Here is an 18612-nt window from a genome sequence, read left to right as displayed (position 1 = left end):
TGCTCCTGCCGTCACGCCACACCCTTCCCGTCGCCGGATGACGCAAACGTGACGCTGCTTCTCCACCCAGGACGCGCGGCGGGTCCGGGTCAGCCAGCGGCCGGGTGCGGATGCTGCCGGGGAACGGGCGGACTGCCGGTGCCCGCGTAGCCGGCGGCCTGGAGGGTGAACAGGTCGGCGTAGCGGCCACCGGCGGCGACGAGCTCGTCGTGGGTGCCCTCCTCGACCAGACGCCCGTGATGCAGCACGAAGATCCGGTCGACGTGCCGGACGTTGGCCAGCCGGTGCGTGATCAGAATGGTGGTGGCCCGGCCCCGCCGGTCGCGGATGGCCTGGAACAACGCGTCTTCCGCACGCGGATCGAGCGCGGAGGACGGCTCGTCCATCACCAGCAGTTCGGCGTCGCGGAGGAAGCCACGGGCCGCGGTGATCCGCTGCCACTGCCCGCCGGAGAGATCCTGCCCCTTGGCGAAGGTGCGGTCGAGCAGCGTCTCGTACCCGTGCGGAAGTTCGCGGATCATCTCGTCGGCGACCGCGCGGGTTGCCGCGGCCTCGATCCGATCCTGCCGGGCCTCGGCGTCGATGTCCCCGATGGCGATGTTCGTGGCGGCGGTGAACGGCCACTTGTGGTACTCCTGGGTGACCACGGCGATGCGGCCACGCAACGTGTCGCGGTCCAGCTCGGCCAGGGGATGACCGTTCCAGCGGATCACCCCCTCGCTGGGCGTACGCAGTGCGGCGATCAGGGCGGCCAGGCTGCTCTTGCCGGAACCGTTCTCCCCGACGAAAGCCACCGTCTGCCCCGCCTCGACGGTCAACGTGACGCGATCGACCGCCGGGCTGTCTCGATCCGGGTAACGCAGGCTCACCGCGTCCACGGTCAGCACCCGTAGCCGGTCCGGTGCCGCCGCCACCACCTGCTCGGGCAGATAGGTGGCGGCGCGGGTCATGAACCCCGTGTAGTCGCGGAAGTGCTGGCCCTCGGTGTAGACGCGGTCCATCTGGAAGGTCACCACGGCCAACGAACGCTGCGCCGCCTGCACCGCGATCACACAGGTGGCCGCCGCCGCGAGCGGGATCTGCCCGTCGATGAGCAGCAGTCCGAGCAGCACGTAGACCACGGCGGTGGCGACGCCACCGATCATCGAGCCCACGGTGACCGTGGTGGTGACCCGACGCGCCAGGGCCAGCTCGATGTCGGTCTCCACACCCATCACCCGGTCGTACTGGTCCAGCAGGAACCGGCGCAGTCCGTACGAGCGCAGTTCCGGTGCCGAAGCCCGTTCGGCCATCAGCCGGTGCAGCAGCCACATCCGACGCCGCCGGACCGAGCCGGCGATGTAGGTCCGGTACCGCAGGTGCCCCGCGCGCAGCGACGCCCACGCGTTCGGCACGGTCGCGACCAGCAGCGCCGGCAGCAACACCGGATGGATCACCACGACGGCCACGGTCACCGCGATCACCCCCACCAGCCCGGTGAGCAGGTTCATCGAGGCCGGCACCAGGTCGACCGCGGACTGGGTGCCGCGGGTGGCTCGTTCCATGTCGTCGGCGAACGCGTCCGCGTCGAAGGCTTCCAGGCGCACGGCCGTGGTGACCTCGAACAGCCCTCGTTCCACCTCCCGGCTGACCCTGGGGGTCAGCCCGTTCAGGGCGTAGCCGGTGGCGATGGCCATCCCGGACCGCGCCGCTGTCGCGGCGGCGAGCATCGCGAGCGCGGGCAGCGCGGCCACCACCTTCTCCCCGGTCGGCCCACCGGCGAACAGTTCCACCAGCACCCGCTGCGTCGCGAGCAGCCCGAACGCCGACATCACGCCGGCACCGACCGTGGTCACGGCGACCACCGAGGTACGCAGCCGGTCAGCGCGCCAACTGAACCGCAGGGCCGCCCAGATCAGCCTGGGCAGTTCGGCGAAGACGGCGAGCAGACCGGCCTGGGTCCGCGCCCGCATTCCCGTCTCCCACCACATCGCCCGCAGCTCGGGCAGCACCGACTCCCCTGCCGCCGGCCCGGCCTGCGCCGCTCGGTCACGACGCCGGGTCGACGTGGCGGCCATGTGGAACCTCCTCGGTGTCGGCGACACGCGGACGCGGCCCGCGGTCGCACGACGGAACCGCGACGCGGACTACCGCCAGTCGCAGCCGACGGCGTTCGACCAGCTACTTATAGTCACCGTCGATGCGGCGGCGGTCCAGCCCTGTCGGCGTGCCGAACCGCCCGGCACGGCCCCGAGCCCGGTCAGCGGCTGGCGAAGAGGACGCGCATCGCGGCACCGTGGTGATGCGGGTCAGGCGCCGCGTGGGGCGTACATGATGACGGCGACGCCGAGCAGGCAGATCGCCGCGCCGGTGAGATCCCACCGGTCCGGGCGGAAACCGTCGAAGATCATCCCCCAGGCGAGCGAACCGGCCACGAAAACCCCGCCGTACGCGGCCAGGATGCGGCCGAAGTTCGGGTCGGGCTGGAAGGTGGCCACGAAGCCGTACGCGCCGAGGGCGAGCATGCCGGCGGCGACGAACCACAGCCCTCGGTGCTCCCGCCAGCCCTGCCACACCAACCAGGCTCCGCCGATCTCAGCGATCGCCGCCAGGGCGAACAGCAGAACGGAACGCAGCACGGTCACTGCCGCACCCTACCGTCGCCGGGGGCCGCGCCCGGGTTGACGCCGGCCGAGCGACGTTACCCTCGTGCTGGTAGGGGGTGACCTTGGGGCCACAGCGACCACCCGTCGACCCGGATGTCGAGCTGGACCAGCCGAGCCGACGGGCCGCCCTGCCCGACGGTGCCGCCAGCCTGCTCACCGTGATCGCCGTCGGAGGCATGACCGGCGCGCTGGTGCGACACGGGTTGGCCATCGCCTTCCCGCACCCGCCCCGCGGTTTCCCCTGGGCCACCTTCGCGGTCAACGTGTCGGGTTGCCTGCTCATCGGGGTACTGATGGTGCTGATCACCGAGGTGCGGGACGCGCCGCGACTGGTCCGGCCCTTCCTCGGCGTCGGCGTGCTCGGCGGGTACACGACCTTCTCCACGTACGCCGTCGAGGTGCAGCAGGCGGTGACGGCCGGTGCCGCGCGGACCGGCCTGCTGTATCTCGCCGGTACCCTCGTCGCCGCCCTCACCGCCGTCTGGCTGGGCACGGCCCTGACCCGGCTGGCGGCCGGCGTGCAGCGGAACCGGAGCGCCGGATGACGGTGCTTCTGGTGGCGCTCGGCGCCGCCCTCGGCGCGCCGCTGCGCTACCTGGTCGACCGGGCGGTGCAGGCCCGCCACGACACGGTTTTTCCGTGGGGCACCTGCACGGTCAACGTGCTGGGCTCGCTCGTCCTCGGCGTCCTGATCGGTGGTGCCGCCGTGGGCGCGGTCTCCGGCTCCCTGGTCGCCTTTCTCGGCGTCGGCCTGTGCGGTGCGCTGACCACCTACTCGACCTTCGGCTACGAGACGATCCGGCTCTTCGAGGACGGGGCGCGCCGCGCCGCGCTGTTCAACGCCGGCATCAGCGTCACCGCCGCGGTGGGTGCCGCGTTCCTCGGGGTCACCCTCGCCGAGGCGCTGTGGGCCTGACCGCAACCGCCACCGCCCCACGGCCGAAACACGTCCTCGGCGGCGTCCCACCGAGTTCGGCATGGCCCGGGATGCCCGATGTGAGCCATCGCAAGCTGTCGGGGTGGCTATCCGACCGGGTGGGCCATGGTCCCGGTGAGGGCCAGCCTGGCCGACGACCGGCTGTCCTGCCGGAGGAACTGCACCACCACCGGCACCGACGAGCTGAGCACGCAGCCGTACGGGCGGTCGAGGCGGACCGCCTCCGGATCGATCAGGTCGTTGACCCGTACGTGTCGGATCCGTCGGGCACCGACGCCGAAACGGTACGGCCCGACCGGCTCGGCGTCCTCGTAGTAGAAGTGGAGCGTCACCTCCGCCTCGGAGTCGGTGGTGTTCAGCACACACAGCTTGTCGAAACTGGTGAACTCCGGCTCGACACCGGTGCCGGCGAACGGGACGTGCCCGCCCGGCACCGCCCACACCTGTGTCATCACGCCTCCTCCAGTAGTCGAGCGAGGTCGGGGGTGAGGAATACCCCGTCCGGGTCGAGGCGACGGCGGGCCGCCTGAAAGTCGTCCCAGCGGGGAAAGAGCGGGCGCAGGTCTTCAGCCGTCAGCCAGTGCTTCTTGCCCCAGTGTGGCCGTCCGCCGTACTGCCGGAAGACGGTTTCCATGTCCCGGAAGTACTCCTCGTACGGCAACGAGGCGTTCTGCAGGCAGGCGATGGTGGTGGTGGCGCGACCGTACGCGTTGCTGAGCCAGATGTCGTCGGCGGCGATGGTGCGTACCAGCACCCGCCAGCCCACGGTGCGCCGGTGCCGGTCCCGGATCCGACGGCGCACCTCCGCGAAGCAGGCCGGGAACGCCTCCGACGGGAGCATGTACTCGATCTCCTCGAAACGCAGTTCCCGGTGCTGCGGGATGGTGCGGTGGGTCGGCCCGACCTCCAGGTCCCTGGGCTCGTACCACCCGTCGGACGCGGACATCCGGCTCGCCTCGATCGGCACCTCGGGCACCTCGTCCGCGCGGTTGATGGTGCGGATCTGGGTCAGGTCGCTGCGCGGGTACCAGTAGAAGTCCATGTTGCGGTTGCGGTGCTGCAACTCGGCCAGATGGTCGAGGGTCCACTGGACCGGCGCGCACCAGGCCCGTCGGCGCAGGTCGTAGCGGGGTAGCAACGCGAGGGTGAGCTGGGTGACCACACCCAGCACACCGAGGGAGAGGCGGACCGCCGGCAGCAGGTCGCTGTTGCTGGTCGGGGAGACGTCCAGCACCTCGCCGGTGCCCGTGACCAGGCGCGCCTCCGACACCTGGGTGGACAGGTTGCCGAAGCGCAGGCCGGTGCCGTGGGTGCCGGTGGCGGTGGCGCCCGCGATGGACTGGTAGTCCACGTCGCCGAGGTTCTCCATCGCCAGCCCGGCGTCGTAGAGGCCCTCGCCCAACTCTTTGAGCCGACTGCCGCCCCGGACCGTGGCCCGGTCGCCGGCCATGTCGATCACGCCGACCATCCGGTCCAGGCTGACCAGGGTGCCGTCGGTGCGTACCAGCGGGCTCGACGAGTGACCCGAGCCGACCGGCCGCAGGGTGGTCCCCGACTCGCGGGCCCGCAACACCAGTTCCCGCACCTCGTCTTCGTCCGCCGGCTCCGCGCGACCGGAGGGGGTGAACGCGAGACTGCCGGACCAGTTCACGAAGGGACGCGACACCCGCAACCTCCTCCCGACAGACCAACCGCGCGCTTACCCCCGGGCTGGAGGGGTAGTCATCGGCGTAGCGGAACCTCCTCGACCAGGCGCTCCGGAGCTGCGATGACCTGTCCCCCGATCGACTCGTACGCGTTCCTGTCCGACACTCACACCGCCGCGCTGGTCGCCGCGGACGGAGCGGTCGAGTGGCTCTGCGTGCCGCACTTCGCCGGTGACGCCCTGCTGGCTCGGCTGCTGGACCGCCGCACCGGCGGTGCCCTCGACCTCACCGTGGCCGGTTGCCCCCAGCCGAGCAGGCGGTACCTACCCGGCACCCTGGTGCTGGAGAGCCGGTACGAGGCGCCCGACGGGACGGCGATCGTCCATGACTTCCTCGCGGTCACGCCCAGCGACCTCGCCGAGCCGTTGCCCACGGACAAGCTGCTGGTGCGGCGGGTCACGGTCGAGCAGGGCACCGTCCGGCTGGACATCCGGGTACGGCCCCGGATCGGGTACGGCGCCCAGGCGGTGACCTGGGAAGGAGACGACGGGCGGTGGCGGGCTGTGCACACTCCGCTGCACGTCCACTGCGACCTGCCCAGCGAGGTGGCCGACGGGACCCTGCGGTTCGCCGCGGAGCTGTCCGCCGGCCAGACCACCGCGCTGCTGCTCGGCTACGGCGACACCCCGGCCGCGCCCGCCGACCCGGACGAGCTGTTGCGACGCACCTGCCGGACCTGGGAGAAGTGGTCGGCGCGCAGCACCTACTCCGGCTTTGGTGCCGACACCGTCCGGCACAGCGCGGCGGTGCTGCGCGGGCTCGCCTTCGACGAGACGGGTGCGCTGATCGCCGCTCCCACCACCAGCCTGCCCGAGGAGATCGGCGGCGTACGCAACTGGGACTACCGCTACGTCTGGCACCGGGACGCGGCCCTGCTGCTGCTCGCGCTCTTCCGGCTCGGTCACGCCGAGGAGGGCCGGCGCTACCTGCACTTCCTGATCTCCCTCTGCTCGAAAGAGCTGCTCAGCCCGCTGGTGGGCATCCACGGCACCACGACACAGGAACGGGAGCTGCCACATCTGGAGGGGTACGCCGGTTCGCAGCCGGTACGGATCGGCAACGAGGCCGCCGAGCAGGTGCAGTTCGACACGTACGGGCACGTCCTCGACGCCGCGCTGGCGTATCACCAGCTCACCGGCGAGCTGACCAGGGAGCAGTGGTCGCTGCTGCGCAAGCACGTCGACGTGATGGCCGATCGGTGGCACGAGCCCGACCACGGCACCTGGGAGGTACGCGGACCGCGCCGGCACTACGTGAACACGAAGGTGATGACCTGGGTCTGCCTGGACCGGGGCATCCGCCTGGCGGAGTTGCTCGGTGACTCGTCGGCGAGTGTCGAGCGTTGGCGAACGGCCCGCGACACGGTGCACGCCGAGGTGCTGGAACGCGGCTTCGACGCACAGGTGGGCAGTTTCGTGATGGAGTACGGCTCGACCGAGCTGGACGCCTCCGTGCTGCGTATCCCACTGGTCGGGTTCCTGCCCGGCGACGATCCCCGGATGCTGGCCACCATCGACCGGATACGCGCGGAGTTGGAGATCGGCCCTGCCCTGCTCCGGCGCTACAAAGCCGACGACGGCCTGCCCGGTACGGAGGGCGCGTTCCTGCTCTGCTCCTTCGAGCTGGTGTCGGCGCTGGTGCTGGCCGGCCGGCGGGACGAGGCCCACGAGGTCTTCGCGCAGCTCCTCAAGTACGCCGGCCCGCTCGGCCTGTACGCCGAGCAGCTCGACGCCGATGGCACCGCCCTGGGCAACTACCCACAGGCGTTCACCCATCTCGCCCTCATCGAGGCGGCGCTGAACCTCGACGGCGCGAGCAACCGGGACGCGCTGCACGCCTGGGCCAGCCGGGGTGGCCCCTGACCTCGGGTTCGGCCGTTGCCGTCGGTCCCGACGGGGAACCATGCCGGCCCGGGGAGCGACTATGGGTACATGCGGTGTGAGCAGTGGCGGGAAATTCTGTCGGCGCAGTTGGACGGTGAGGTCACCGAGGACGAGCAACGCCGGGTCGGTGTGCACCTGGAGACGTGCGCCGGCTGCCGCGCCTGGCTCGACTCCGCGGCGACGGTGACCCGTCGGGCGCGTACCCAGGTGGTGACCTCGCTGCCGGACCTGACCGCGTCGATCCTCGCTGCGGCCCCGCCGCCGCGCCGGCACTGGCGCACGCGCGTCGCCATGGCGGTCCCGGGTCGCTGGTGGCCGACGACCGCCGGGCTGCCCACCATGGTCAACGGGCTGCGCGCCGCGCTGGGTCTGCTCGGTGCCGTGCAGCTGGTGCTCGGGCTGGCGCAGATCGGCCGGGGCGAGGTCGCCGGCCACATCCACGCGACCGGCCAGCACCTGTGGCACGAGTCCGCGGCGTGGAACGTCGCGGTGGGTGCCGGTTTCCTCTTCGTCGCGTTGCGTCGGACCTCGCCGTCGGGGCTGGTGCCGATGCTCGGTGCCTTCGTGGTCACCCTGGTGTTGCTGTCGGTGAACGACCTCGTCGCCTCGCAGGTCGAGGTGGCCCGGCTGGTGAGCCACGGCTTCCTGGTGGTCGGCTACCTGATCACCGTGCTGCTGGCGCGAAGCTCCCGACAGCCGGGCGACCCAGGCGACCGCCACCAGCCGGAGCGGTCCCGCTGGCGGTTGCACCTCGACGAGGTCGACGAGCCCGCCCCGCTGCGGCTGCTGCCGCCGTACTCGGGCCAGGCGCACCACCACGCCACGCACGCCCGCCGCGACCCGGGGCGGGTTCGCCGTGGTGCCGCCCAGCACCGCGGCGACCGGAACCGTGGCCAGCGATGGGTGGCCTGACGACGCCCCGGAACATCTCAGCCGGCAGCGTCGGGCCGTTCGGCCGGATGTTCGGCTGCCCGGATCGCCGCGATCAGGTCGTCACGGGCCCGGGCCACCCGGGACCGGATGGTGCCGACCGGCACGTCACACACCTGCGCGGCCTCGGCGTACGACAGGTCGAGCAACTGGGTGATCACGAACGCCTCGCGCCGCTCGGGTGCGAGACCGTCGAGCAGTCCGAGGAGTACCACCTGCTCTTCCACCCCGGCACGGACTCCGGCCGGCGTGCTCTCCGCGGTGGCCTGCCAGTCGCCCAGGTTCGCGGTTCGTGGCCGGCAGGTGGCGGCGCGTACCTGGTCCACGGCCACCCGACGGGCAATGGCGAGCAGCCAGGTCCGCGCCGTGGAACGGCCGGCGAACGTCGGCAGCGCCCGCCAGGCGCGCAGGTACGTCTCCTGGACCAGGTCGTCGACCTCCCGCACCCCTGGCAGGTGGGCCAGGAACCGACGGACGTCGTGCTGGGTGCCCCGCACGAACGCTGCCGCGGCGGCATGGTCGCCCCGGCCCGCGGCGAGCGCGTACCCGCTGATGTCGTCGGTCACGGCTGTCATCGCCGTATTGGTCGGTCATACCCGCCGGTTGGTTCCCGAGGGGTCGACTATCCGAAGGAGCTGCGTCTCGGACCTGCGTCGAATGACGCCGTACACTCCACCGGATGGGGCACCTGAGGTGAGAGCGGAGTGCCGTGCTGACTGAGCAGTCGTCGCCGTACTGGCACCTGTGCTGGGCGTACGACGGCTCGACGGAATTCATGACCCACGCCGTGGAGTTCCTGCGCGCCGGGTTGGCGGCCGGCGAGCGGGTCTGGTTCGTCGTCCCCGGTGCCGCCGAGCCGGTTCGGGACCAACTGCTCGGGGTCCGGGACTTCGCCGACGCGCTACGGACGGGTGCCGCCCAGGTCCACTGCCTGGCCGGGGCGTACACCAGCACGGCGGTGATCGATCCGGCCAGCCAGGTGGCGGCCTACCGCAGCGCCACCCGGGATGCGGTGACCGACGGTTACACCGGCCTGCGGGTGGCGGCCGACGCCACCGAGTTGGTCCGCACGCCCACCCAACGCGACGCGTTCGCCCGTTACGAGCAGCAGGTGAACGAGATGATGCGCACCGAGGCGTTCCGGGCCATGTGCGCGTACGACCGCACGCAGCTGGGTGAGCCGGCGATCGCCGAGCTGGCCTGCCTGCATCCGGAGCACAACCTCGGCCACCAGCAGTTCCGGTTGTACGCCGTACCGATGCGCCAGGGTCAGGTGGCCCTGGCCGGGGAGCTCGACCCGTCGAATCACGCCCTGTTCCGCACCGCGCTGGACCGCGCGGAGCTGCACCCCGTCGACGACGAACTGGTATTGGAGGCCGACGAACTCCGCTTCCTCGACCATCGGGCCCTCATCCACCTCAACGAGTACGCCCGGGACCGGCACGCGACCGTCGTGCTGCGGGCTGCCCGCTCCGGAGTGGCCCGGCTCGCCGCCCTGCTGGACCTACCCGCCCTGCGCGTGGAGGCGGCCCGGTGAGGACTGGTCCGGCCGCCGGGCGCACCGGCTACTTCCACGAGGCCCTCTGCTACCGCTCCGAGGAGGAACTGCTCGCCGTCGTGGTGCCGTTCCTGATCGGCGGCGTCGAGGCGAACGAGCCCACCTTCGTGGCGCTCGGCGAACGCACCGGCAATCTGGTCCGCGCCGCGTTGCCCGCCGACGCGAAGGTCGAGTTCCTGTCGGGCGGTGACGTCTACGGCCGGCCCACCGCCGCCATCCGGATGTACCGCCAGCTCCTCGCCGATCTGGTCGCCGACGGCGCCACCCAGATCCGGATCATCGGCGAGGTGCCGCCGGTCGGGCTCGGCCCCACCTGGGACTGGTGGGCCCGGTACGAGTCGGCGATCAACCGCGCGTACGACGACTGGCCGCTGTGGAGCATGTGCGCGTACGACACCCGGAGCACCGCGCCGGAGGTGTTGGCCGACGTCGCCGCCACCCATCCCTGCTTCGCCGCACCCGACGGGCGGCATGTGCCGAGTGCCGACTACGTCGCCCCGGAGACCTTCCTGAGCCAGGTGCGCCCGATGCCCCCTGATCCGATTCAGGTGGCCCCACCGCTGGTCGATCTGCTCGACCCGACGGCGGCGCAGGCCCGCGCGGCCGTGCACCAGGTTGGCCAGGGCCGGCTACGGGCTGACGAGTTCGACGACTTCGTCGTCGCGGTCAGCGAGACCGTCACCAACGGGCTGCGGCACGGCCGTTCCCCGGTCCGCTTCCGGGTCTGGGCGGATGCGGACCGCATCGTGGCCACCGTCAGTGACACCGGCACCGGCCCGGTGGATCCGTACGCCGGGCTGCTGCCGTCGGCCAACGGGACGCCGGGCGGGCTGGGCCTGTGGATCACGCATCAGTCGTGCAACCACGTGACCAGTCACCGCGACGCCGAAGGCTTTACCCTGCGGCTCACCGCCGGTCGACCGCTGGGTGCCTGACCGCCGGGCCGGCATGAGCCGACCCGGCGGTCGCGTCGCGTACCGGATTACTTGCGGAACACGTCCTTGATCTTCTCGCCGGCCTGCTTGAGGTTGGCGCTGGCCTGGTCGCCCCGGCCCTCGGCCTCCAGGCGCTCGTCGTCGGTGGCGCGCCCCACGCCTTCCTTGATCTTGCCGCCGGTGTTCTCGGCGGTGTTGTTGAGCTTGTCCTCGATACCCATCTCGGCCTCCCGGGGGTCTCTGTCGCTACGAACAGTCAGGTACCCAGCTGGGCCGGGGCCAACCGGAAAAGTTCAGGCAACCGGCCGAAACCGACGCAGCCGGAGGCTGTTGGCCACCACGAACACCGAGGAGAACGCCATCGCCGCGCCAGCGATCATCGGGTTGAGCAGCCCGGCAGCCGCCAACGGCAGGGCTGCCACGTTGTAGGCGAAGGCCCAGAACAGGTTGCCCTTGATGGTGCCGAGGGTGCTGCGGGCCAGCCGGATCGCGTCGACCGCGGCCAGCAGGTCGTCCCGGACGAGGGTCAGGTCGGACGCCTCGATCGCCACATCGGTGCCGGTGCCCATCGCCAGGCCGAGATCTGCCCGGGCCAGCGCGGCGGCGTCGTTGACCCCGTCACCCACCATCGCCACCACCCGGCCCTCCCCCTGCAACCGGGCCACCACCTCGACCTTCTCCGTCGGCAGCACCTCCGCGATCACCTCGTCGACACCCACCTCGGCGGCCACCGCCCGGGCGACCGTGGCGTTGTCGCCGGTGAGCAGCACCGGTTTCAGGCCGAGCGCACGCAGCCGCCGTACCGCTTCCGGGCTCGTCGGTTTCACCTGGTCGGCGACGGCGAGCACGCCCCGGGCCCGACCGTCCCAGCCGACCAGCACGGCCGTGCGCCCCGCCGCCTCCGCGTCGGTCGCCGCCCGCGCGACCTCCTCCGGTACGACCAGATCCCGCTCGCGCAGCAGCCGGGCCCGGCCGAGCAGCACCTCCCGGCCGTCCACGGTGCCGGTGACGCCCAACCCGGCCACGTTGGCGAAATCGGTGACCGGCGGCAGCACACCGATCTCAGCGGCACCGGCCACCACTGCCCGGGCGACCGGATGCTCCGAGCCGCTCTCCAGGGCGGCGGCCAGCCGCAGCACCTCGTCACGTTGCTCACCCTCGGCGGGAGTCACCGCGAGCAGGGTCATCCGTCCGGTGGTCACGGTGCCGGTCTTGTCGAGCAGCACGGTGTCCACCCGCCTGGTGGATTCCAGTGCCTCGGGTCCTCTGATCAGGACGCCGAGCTGCGCGCCACGACCGGTGCCCACCAGCAGCGCGGTCGGTGTGGCCAGACCGAGGGCGCACGGGCAGGCGATGATCAGCACCGCCACGGCGGCGGTGAACGCGGCGGCCGGGCCAGCGCCGGTTCCCAACCACCAACCCAGCGTGCCGACGGCCAGGGCGATCACGATCGGCACGAAGACGCCGGAGATGCGGTCGGCGAGCCGCTGCGCGGCCGCCTTGCCGCTCTGCGCCTGCTCGACCAGCCGAGCCATCTGGGCGAGTTGGGTGTCGGCACCCACCCGGGTCGCGGTGACCACCAGCCGGCCGCCGGCGTTGACGCAACCGCCGATCACGGAGTCGCCCGTGGTCACCTCGACGGGGACCGACTCGCCGGTGACCAGGCTGGCGTCGACCGCCGAGGAGCCCTCCTCCACCGTCCCGTCGGTGGCGATCTTCTCGCCGGGTCGCACCACGAAGCGGTCACCCACCGCGAGTTGGTCGACCGGAATTCGGGTCTCCACCCCGGCACGCAGGACGGACACGTCCTTCGCGCCCAGTTCCAACAGGGCCCGCAGGGCGGCGCCGGCGGTACGCTTCGCCCGCGCCTCGAAGTACCGACCGGCGAGGATGAAGGTGGTCACCCCGGCGGCCGCCTCCAGATAGATGTTGCCGGCGCCGTCGGTGCGACCGATGTCGAAGCTGAACGGATGGGTCATGCCCGGGGTGCCGGCGGTGCCGAGGAACAGCGCCCACACCGACCACCCCAGGGCGGCGAGCGTGCCCAGGGACACCAGCGTGTCCATGGTCGCGGCACCGTGGCGCAGGTTGACCAGCGCGGCCCGGTGGAAGGGCAGCCCACCGTAGGCCACCACCGGGGCGGCCAGGGTCAGCGACAGCCACTGCCAATAGGTGAACTGCCAGGCCGGCACCATGGCCAGCGCGATCACCGGCACGCTCAGCGCCACCGACACCCACAGCCGGGTACGCAGCGCGGCCAGCGTGTCCGCCGGCTCGGCGGCGGCTGCCGGTGCGGCCGGGGTGGGCGGTGGCGGGAGGGTGGCCTGGTAACCGGTCTTCTGCACCGTGGCGACGAGGTCGTCCGCAGTGACCGGGTCGGCGTACGAGACGGTTGCCTTCTCGGTGGCGTAGTTGACGGTGGCCTGCACGCCATCCATCCGGTTGAGCCTCTTCTCGATGCGGGCTGCGCAGGCCGCACAGGTCATCCCGCCGATGGCCAGCTCGATCAGATGCGGTGCGGAGGTCAGTGGTCGGCTCGTACTCATGGTCTGGTCCCGTCAGTCGTGCCCGTGCCCGGGGCTGCCGTGCCCGTCCTCGGGCCGGGGGGTGCCGTTCCCGTCGGCCGATCCGGTGGTGTCGCCCGGGTCGCCGACGTGCACCGTGAACTCGGCGGTACGCACCACGCCCCGGTGGCGAAAGTCGAGGTAGAGCCGGTACGCCCCGGCCGAGGGGAACTCGGTCGCGAAGCTCACCTGCGGGCCGGGGGTGGTCCGCCCGTCTCCCGGGGTGCCCTCGGGGTGCACGTGCAGGTAGGCCAGGTCACCACGACGTAGCGCCACCAGGTGACCGTACGCACCGAGGTACGGCTCCAGATCGGTGACCGGCGCTCCGTCGCGGTTGACCGTCAGCGTCAGCGTCGCGGTACGCCCGGCCTGCGGGTCACCGGCGAGGGTGACGGTGTAATCGTCGACGGTGGCACTGCTCGCCGGGGCGGGCAGTGGTCGCTCGGTGAGCGTGCCGGGGACGGTCACGTCGACACCGAGCGTCAAGGGTTCCCCGCCCGTCGGGGTGAAGTCGGCGAAGGCTCGCCACACCCCGGGGGAGTCCAGCGGTGAGTCGATCCGCCAGGTGCCGTCCTCGGCCAGCTCCGGATGGACGTGTCGGAAGCCGGAAAGGTCGCGGCGGGCGACGATGAGGTGCATCCGTTGGTCGTGGGTGACGTCGTAGCCGGTCACGGGCAGGCCGTCGGGGCCGGTGATCCGGAACGCGAACTCACCCGTCGGCGCGTTGACCGGCACCAGGGTGTAGCCACGGTCGGAGACGAGCAGTCCGCCGGGCAGGTGCCCGGTCGCCCCCTCGTCACCGGCGTCACCGGCGTCACCGGCGTCACCGCCATGGTCGGCGCCCTCGCTGTCGTGGCCGGCGGTGATCACGCTCGCCGGGCCGGTCAGCTGTCCCACCCCGTACGCGGCACCGAACACGGCCGCAAGGCCGAGTGCGAAGCCGCTCAGCTTCGTCGCCGTGTTCATGGTTGACCCCTCGGTTCTGCCCGTCGGCCGGCTCAGTCGCCGGCCAGCTCGTAGCCGGCCTCGTCGACGGCGGCACGCACCGCGTCGTCGGACAGGGGCTGGTCGCTGGTGACGGTGACCCGACCGGCGGCCAGGTCCACCTGGACGTCCTTGACGCCCTCGATCGCACCGATCTCGGTGCTGACCGCGCTGACGCAGTGGCCGCAGGTCATGCCCTGCACCTGGTACGTCGTGCTGACCATGGAACCCCTCCCAAACACTTCTCGCGGCGAGCCTGGATACCCGCAGGGGGTATCCACCGCATCGACCGTACCATACCCCCCAGGGGTAGGTTATCCTTGCCGGCATGAGCACACCCACGCCGATCCGCGGCTACACCGCCAGCAAGGACCAGCTCCTCGCCCGGCTGCGTCGGGTGGAGGGCCAGGTGCGTGGCGTCGAGAAGATGGTCGACGAGGACCGCTACTGCATCGACGTGCTGACTCAGATCTCCGCCATCCAGGCCGCCCTGGACAAGGTCGCCCTCGGCCTGCTCGACGGGCACGCCCGGCACTGCATGCACGAAGGCGCCGCCGAGGGCCGCGCCGACGAGATGGCGACCGAGATGATGGCCGCCGTCGGCCGCCTCATGAAGCGCGGCTGACCCGACCCGCCGACGCACCCCTCGCGGCCCGAGTCGGGATGTCGGGCTGGTTACCATTCGCACACGATGGCCAGCCGAAATCCGTACCTCGCGGCCCGAGGTCGCTGTCGGGCGAACGCCCGAACGGCCGTCGCGAGCCGGTCGGCAACTCACGGTACGCAGCCACTCCGCCACGCTCAGGCCATTCAGGCTGCCCTTCGAAGCGGTCGTCGAGCGGTACTGAACCGTCCCGCCCATCGACACGTACTCAGCCCTGAAATCGTTGGGAGACACTGAATGGGCGCCGACCACACCCGTTCCGCGCCGCCCACCCCACCCGGGGTGCGGCGGATCCTCGTCGTGACCGTGGTCCCCCTGTTTCTCGCCACCCTGATCGCCGCCCTCGTGCTCTGGCCCCGGGACGCCCCGCGCCCCGAGGCCGCCGACGACGCCCCCCGTTACCACGGCACGGTCACCCGGGTGGTCAGCGAGCCCTGCCCGCCCAACCCGGCGGTGCCCGAGGGCACCCCGACCGCCGCGGCGGGCCCCTGCGGCACGGTCACCGTTCGGGTGCAGACCGGCCCGGACGCCGGCCAGGAGGTGCAGACGCCCATCCCGGCCGGGCCGGGAGCACCTCGGGTCGAGGTCGACGACGACATCATCCTGGTCTCGCTGATCGACCCGGAGGATCCCTCGGTCAGCAACTACAACATCGCCGAACACCAGCGCGGCAAGCCGCTGGTGTGGCTGGCCGTGCTCTTCGCCGCCGCCATCATCGCCTTCGGGCGGCTGCGGGGGCTGGCGGCTCTGGGTGGCCTGGCCGCCAGCTTCGCCATCCTGCTGACCTTCGTGCTGCCCGGGATCAGCGCCGGCCGACCACCGCTCGTGGTCGCCATCGTCGGCGCCTCGTTGATCATGTTCGTGGTGTTGTACCTGACCCACGGCATATCCGCCCAGACCTCGGTGGCCGTCCTCGGCACCCTCGCCAGCCTGGTGCTCACCGGGCTGCTCGGGCTGGCCGCGACCGGAGCCACCCACCTGACCGGGTTCGGCAGCGAGGACGCCACCACCCTGTCCATGTTCCGCGCCGACGTCGACCTGCACGGCCTCCTGCTGGCCGGCATCATCATCGGCTCGCTGGGCGTGCTCGACGACGTCACGGTCACCCAGGCCGCCGCGGTCACCGAGCTGCGTCACGCCAACCCGAACTTCACCCGCCGGGAGCTGTACCGCTCGGCCACCCGGGTCGGGCGGGCACACATCGCCTCGGTGGTCAACACCATCGTGCTGGCGTACGCCGGCGCCTCGCTGCCGCTACTGCTCCTGCTGACCGCGGATTCCCGCGCCCTGGGCCAGATCGTGACCAGCGAGTTCCTCACCACGGAGATCGTCCGAAGCGTGGTGGCCACGCTCGGCCTGATCGCCGCGGTGCCGCTGACCACCGCGCTGGCGGTCGTGGTCAGCACCGCTGGGCGCGACGACGCCGGCACCTCCACCAGCGAGCCCACCCCCGTGGTTCCCCGGCCCGCGAGGGACCGGGCCGAGTCGCTGCGCGCCCTCAGTACCCCGCCCACCCGAAACACGTCCCCCGCCACCTCCTCGGGGTGGCCCGACCCGGACAGGAGCACGGACACCACATGGTGACACTCCTCAACGTGACCGTCCCGACTGATGCGGTTCGAAACCGTGTTGCTGGTCACTCAACGCGATTACGAAATGACGCATCTCGTCGGGTTCGGGACGTAGAAGCACAGTTGGACTGTCGGGTAGCCTCACTGCCGGTCACCGCCGAAGGCGCGCAGCGGCGCCTGCGGTACCACCGCCCAATCGCCGTCAGGCGAGCCGGGGACCCAGGTGCGTGGGGTGAATCCGCGAAAGCGGTAGGGGCCACTTCCGTCCCGAACCCGTCAGCTAACCCGGTCGGCGGTCGATGGAAGGGAAAACAGTGACGGCACCCCTACGCCGCTGGTTGACACCCGTGGTGGCCGTGTTCGCCGCGTTCGCCGTGTTCGCCGGTCCGATGCCGGCGACGGCCGCACCGAACGACCCCAAACCGGCGGAGCACGACGACGACCCGCCGATGCTCAACGATCTGATCGAGGCGACCACCCGGGACTACTCCAAGGCCAAGGCGAAGCTGGCGAAGTCCAAGAAGAACCAGCTCAAACTGGCGGTCGAGGTCCGCTCCGCGCAGGCCGACCTGGACGCGCTCTCCCCACAGGTCACCCAGATCGCCACCCAGTCGTACCGGACGGGCCGGGTCGGCGCGATCGCCATGCTGTTGCAGAGCACCGCACCGGACTCGTTCATCGACCGGGCCTCGGCACTTGACGAGTTGAACTTCTTCAACGACAAGAAGCTGGGTGAGGTCAACGCGGTCAAGGCCCGTGCCGAACGGGCCAAGCTCGCGCTCGACGCCGAGGTGCGCGAGCAGAAGAAGTTGACCAACGACATGGCGCGCAAGAAGAGCGAGGCGGAGAAGTCGCTCCGGCTGGTCGGCGGTGTCGGCCTGACCGGCGGGCTGGTGGACGCCACCTCGCCGGTGGCCCGGGTCGCCCCGAACCGAGCCTCGGACGGCAGCTGGAAACCCGAGTCGTGCAGCCAGAACGACCCCACCACGTCGGGCTGCATCACTCCTCGCACGTTGCACATGTACAAGGAGGTCAAGCGGGCCGGATTCAACCGGTTCGTCGGCTGCTTCCGCCCCGGTGACAAGTTCGAGCATCCCAAGGGCCGAGCCTGTGACTGGTCGTTGCAGAACAGCGGCTTCAGGCCGTGGCACAACAACGACACCCGGATCTACGGCAACAACCTGGCGGCCTTCCTGGTCCGCAACGCCGACCGGCTGGGCATCTACTACGTGATCTGGAACCGACAGATCTGGTTCGCGGCGACGGAGCGCTGGAGTTCCTACAGCGGCCCGTCCAACCACACCGACCACGTCCACGTGTCGCTGCTCTGATCGCCCGACCCGACGTGCTGAGGGCCGTTCCGCCGGCTGGCGGAACGGCCCTCGTCGTCAGGCGCGGCGGTGGCGCTGTTCACGCGACCGCCACGGCGGTCGCGATCAGGACGTGGTCGCCATCGCGCCAACCAGTTCGGCGGGTTCCGCAGCCACCGCCCGCACCTCGCCGGCGGCCAGTCGGTACGACATCCCGACCACCGCGCACCGCCCGGCACCCACCTCCGCCGCGAGCGTCTCGGAGGAGGCCAGCATCGTCTCGACGGTCCGCGCGATATGGATGTCCACGATCTCGTCCAGTTCGTGCACTCCGGCATCCTGCGCCCGATGCAGGCTCGGCACCACGGCGTCGACCACGGCGCCCAGATGACCCGGGGGTGTGATGGCGTTGGTCAGTGCGTCGCGGGCCGCCCGGACGGCACCGCACGAGTCGTGCCCGAGCACCACCACGAGCGGCGTACGCAGCACGAGCACGGCGTACTCCACGCTGCCCAGCACCTCCGGCCCGACGGTGTGCCCCGCGGTGCGGACCACGAAGAGGTCACCCAGTCCGCGATCGAAGATGATCTCGGCAGCGAGCCGGGAGTCTGAGCAGCCGACGATCACCGCGAAGGGATGTTGTTCGACCGCGACGGCGGTCCGCCGCCCGGCGTTCTGGTTCGGGTGCCACAACGTGTCGGTGACGAACCGCCGATTGCCGGCCAACAGTTCGGCGAGGGCCTGTTGCGGGGCGCCGGGAAGATCCGCGGTGAGAAACTCGCGTTCCGGCCCGGGCTGGGGACCGAGCGTTCCGGGTCGACTCATTCGGCTGCACCTCATCTCTGGGAGGAATGCCTGGTCATCCCGGCCGGCGCTGGTCACGGGCTGCCATCACGGTCACACGCGAAATAACGCACGTCAAGCT

Annotated in this window: 19 protein-coding genes and 1 riboswitch; of the genes, 9 read left to right on the top strand and 10 right to left on the bottom strand. The window is 71.3% G+C overall.

The window, feature by feature from the left end; genetic code table 11:
• Window positions 1-89: 89 nt before the first annotated feature.
• Window positions 90-2057, bottom strand: a complete 1968-nt coding sequence (locus Vlu01_RS20820) for an ABC transporter ATP-binding protein (RefSeq protein WP_239096014.1) — start codon at window positions 2055-2057, stop codon at window positions 90-92.
• Between the two features lie 231 nt (window positions 2058-2288).
• Window positions 2289-2624: a YnfA family protein gene (locus Vlu01_RS20815; protein ID WP_204002132.1), complete on the bottom strand. Its 336-nt coding sequence runs from the start codon at window positions 2622-2624 to the stop codon at window positions 2289-2291.
• Between the two features lie 77 nt (window positions 2625-2701).
• On the opposite strand from Vlu01_RS20815, the gene crcB reads away from it, so the two are divergent.
• Together crcB and Vlu01_RS20805 are read left to right on the top strand one after the other, a co-directional pair.
• Window positions 2702-3190, top strand: a complete 489-nt coding sequence (crcB, locus tag Vlu01_RS20810; protein WP_204002130.1) for a fluoride efflux transporter CrcB — start codon at window positions 2702-2704, stop codon at window positions 3188-3190.
• Window positions 3187-3561, top strand: coding sequence for a fluoride efflux transporter FluC (locus Vlu01_RS20805; RefSeq protein ID WP_204002128.1), 375 nt, complete (start codon window positions 3187-3189; stop codon window positions 3559-3561). The genes crcB and Vlu01_RS20805 overlap by 4 nt, the downstream gene beginning before the upstream one ends.
• 107 nt (window positions 3562-3668) lie before the next feature.
• Here Vlu01_RS20805 and Vlu01_RS20800 read toward each other — a convergent pair whose 3' ends face one another.
• Window positions 3669-4034, bottom strand: a complete 366-nt coding sequence (locus tag Vlu01_RS20800) for a sensory rhodopsin transducer (RefSeq protein ID WP_204002126.1) — start codon at window positions 4032-4034, stop codon at window positions 3669-3671.
• Window positions 4034-5248 (bottom strand): D-arabinono-1,4-lactone oxidase, encoded by a 1215-nt coding sequence (locus Vlu01_RS20795; RefSeq protein ID WP_204002123.1) that lies wholly within the window; start codon window positions 5246-5248, stop codon window positions 4034-4036. The genes Vlu01_RS20800 and Vlu01_RS20795 overlap by 1 nt, the downstream gene beginning before the upstream one ends.
• A gap of 102 nt (window positions 5249-5350) precedes the next feature.
• Here Vlu01_RS20795 and Vlu01_RS20790 point away from each other — a divergent pair, with 102 nt between their 5' ends.
• A complete protein-coding gene (locus Vlu01_RS20790) occupies window positions 5351-7150 on the top strand; it encodes a glycoside hydrolase family 15 protein (RefSeq protein WP_204002120.1) in 1800 nt (599 codons plus the stop codon).
• A 69-nt stretch (window positions 7151-7219) separates the two neighbouring features.
• Window positions 7220-8083: a zf-HC2 domain-containing protein gene (locus Vlu01_RS20785; protein WP_204002116.1), complete on the top strand. Its 864-nt coding sequence runs from the start codon at window positions 7220-7222 to the stop codon at window positions 8081-8083.
• 17 nt (window positions 8084-8100) lie between these two features.
• On the opposite strand, the gene Vlu01_RS20780 is transcribed toward Vlu01_RS20785, so the two are convergent.
• Window positions 8101-8676: a sigma-70 family RNA polymerase sigma factor gene (locus tag Vlu01_RS20780; RefSeq protein ID WP_204002113.1), complete on the bottom strand. Its 576-nt coding sequence runs from the start codon at window positions 8674-8676 to the stop codon at window positions 8101-8103.
• Between the two features lie 134 nt (window positions 8677-8810).
• Between Vlu01_RS20780 and Vlu01_RS20775 the strand changes: the two genes are divergently transcribed.
• Window positions 8811-9638, top strand: coding sequence for an MEDS and STAS domain-containing protein (locus Vlu01_RS20775; protein ID WP_204002111.1), 828 nt, complete (start codon window positions 8811-8813; stop codon window positions 9636-9638).
• Complete coding sequence (locus Vlu01_RS20770) at window positions 9635-10594, top strand: anti-sigma factor RsbA family regulatory protein (RefSeq protein WP_204002109.1); 960 nt, start codon at window positions 9635-9637, stop codon at window positions 10592-10594. Before Vlu01_RS20775 ends, Vlu01_RS20770 begins: the two co-directional genes overlap by 4 nt.
• Window positions 10595-10641: 47 nt before the next feature.
• Here Vlu01_RS20770 and Vlu01_RS20765 read toward each other — a convergent pair whose 3' ends face one another.
• The 4 genes from Vlu01_RS20765 to Vlu01_RS20750 all read right to left on the bottom strand — a co-directional run bounded on the left by Vlu01_RS20765 (window position 10642) and on the right by Vlu01_RS20750 (window position 14366).
• Window positions 10642-10815: a CsbD family protein gene (locus tag Vlu01_RS20765; protein ID WP_204002108.1), complete on the bottom strand. Its 174-nt coding sequence runs from the start codon at window positions 10813-10815 to the stop codon at window positions 10642-10644.
• Between the two features lie 72 nt (window positions 10816-10887).
• Window positions 10888-13140, bottom strand: a complete 2253-nt coding sequence (locus Vlu01_RS20760) for a heavy metal translocating P-type ATPase (protein WP_204002106.1) — start codon at window positions 13138-13140, stop codon at window positions 10888-10890.
• A 12-nt stretch (window positions 13141-13152) separates the two neighbouring features.
• A complete protein-coding gene (locus Vlu01_RS20755; RefSeq protein ID WP_204002104.1) occupies window positions 13153-14124 on the bottom strand; it encodes a DUF8832 domain-containing protein in 972 nt (323 codons plus the stop codon).
• A gap of 32 nt (window positions 14125-14156) precedes the next feature.
• Window positions 14157-14366, bottom strand: coding sequence for a heavy-metal-associated domain-containing protein (locus tag Vlu01_RS20750; RefSeq protein WP_204002102.1), 210 nt, complete (start codon window positions 14364-14366; stop codon window positions 14157-14159).
• A gap of 104 nt (window positions 14367-14470) precedes the next feature.
• On the opposite strand from Vlu01_RS20750, the gene Vlu01_RS20745 reads away from it, so the two are divergent.
• The 3 genes from Vlu01_RS20745 to Vlu01_RS20735 all read left to right on the top strand — a co-directional run bounded on the left by Vlu01_RS20745 (window position 14471) and on the right by Vlu01_RS20735 (window position 17708).
• Window positions 14471-14767, top strand: a complete 297-nt coding sequence (locus Vlu01_RS20745) for a metal-sensitive transcriptional regulator (protein WP_204002100.1) — start codon at window positions 14471-14473, stop codon at window positions 14765-14767.
• Window positions 14768-15043: 276 nt separating this feature from the next.
• Complete coding sequence (locus Vlu01_RS20740) at window positions 15044-16390, top strand: YibE/F family protein (protein WP_204002096.1); 1347 nt, start codon at window positions 15044-15046, stop codon at window positions 16388-16390.
• A gap of 166 nt (window positions 16391-16556) precedes the next feature.
• A riboswitch (cyclic di-AMP (ydaO/yuaA leader) is annotated at window positions 16557-16687 on the top strand.
• A gap of 4 nt (window positions 16688-16691) precedes the next feature.
• Window positions 16692-17708 carry a coiled-coil domain-containing protein gene (locus Vlu01_RS20735; protein WP_204002094.1) on the top strand — a complete coding sequence of 339 codons (1017 nt, stop codon included), beginning with the start codon at window positions 16692-16694 and terminating at the stop codon, window positions 17706-17708.
• Between the two features lie 105 nt (window positions 17709-17813).
• On the opposite strand, the gene Vlu01_RS20730 is transcribed toward Vlu01_RS20735, so the two are convergent.
• On the bottom strand, window positions 17814-18512 hold the full coding sequence (locus tag Vlu01_RS20730) for a carbonic anhydrase (RefSeq protein WP_204002092.1): 699 nt from the start codon (window positions 18510-18512) through the stop codon (window positions 17814-17816).
• Between the last annotated feature and the right edge of the window lie 100 nt (window positions 18513-18612).

Origin of the sequence: Micromonospora lutea (genome assembly GCF_016863535.1) — a bacterium.
Lineage (GTDB): Bacteria > Actinomycetota > Actinomycetes > Mycobacteriales > Micromonosporaceae > Micromonospora > Micromonospora lutea.
Note: the sequence above shows the minus strand (reverse complement) of the source record. Positions and strands in the feature narration are given on the sequence as shown.

Coding starts and splice junctions, on each gene's coding strand:
- Vlu01_RS20780 (WP_204002113.1), bottom strand. CDS start 8,676: ATGACAGCCGTGACCGACGACATCAGCGGGTACGCGCTCGCCGCGGGC.
- Vlu01_RS20805 (WP_204002128.1), top strand. CDS start 3,187: ATGACGGTGCTTCTGGTGGCGCTCGGCGCCGCCCTCGGCGCGCCGCTG.
- Vlu01_RS20790 (WP_204002120.1), top strand. CDS start 5,351: ATGACCTGTCCCCCGATCGACTCGTACGCGTTCCTGTCCGACACTCAC.
- Vlu01_RS20750 (WP_204002102.1), bottom strand. CDS start 14,366: ATGGTCAGCACGACGTACCAGGTGCAGGGCATGACCTGCGGCCACTGC.
- Vlu01_RS20730 (WP_204002092.1), bottom strand. CDS start 18,512: ATGAGTCGACCCGGAACGCTCGGTCCCCAGCCCGGGCCGGAACGCGAG.
- Vlu01_RS20740 (WP_204002096.1), top strand. CDS start 15,044: ATGGGCGCCGACCACACCCGTTCCGCGCCGCCCACCCCACCCGGGGTG.
- Vlu01_RS20765 (WP_204002108.1), bottom strand. CDS start 10,815: ATGGGTATCGAGGACAAGCTCAACAACACCGCCGAGAACACCGGCGGC.
- Vlu01_RS20760 (WP_204002106.1), bottom strand. CDS start 13,140: ATGAGTACGAGCCGACCACTGACCTCCGCACCGCATCTGATCGAGCTG.
- Vlu01_RS20800 (WP_204002126.1), bottom strand. CDS start 4,034: ATGACACAGGTGTGGGCGGTGCCGGGCGGGCACGTCCCGTTCGCCGGC.
- Vlu01_RS20755 (WP_204002104.1), bottom strand. CDS start 14,124: ATGAACACGGCGACGAAGCTGAGCGGCTTCGCACTCGGCCTTGCGGCC.
- Vlu01_RS20820 (WP_239096014.1), bottom strand. CDS start 2,057: ATGGCCGCCACGTCGACCCGGCGTCGTGACCGAGCGGCGCAGGCCGGG.
- Vlu01_RS20745 (WP_204002100.1), top strand. CDS start 14,471: ATGAGCACACCCACGCCGATCCGCGGCTACACCGCCAGCAAGGACCAG.
- Vlu01_RS20785 (WP_204002116.1), top strand. CDS start 7,220: ATGCGGTGTGAGCAGTGGCGGGAAATTCTGTCGGCGCAGTTGGACGGT.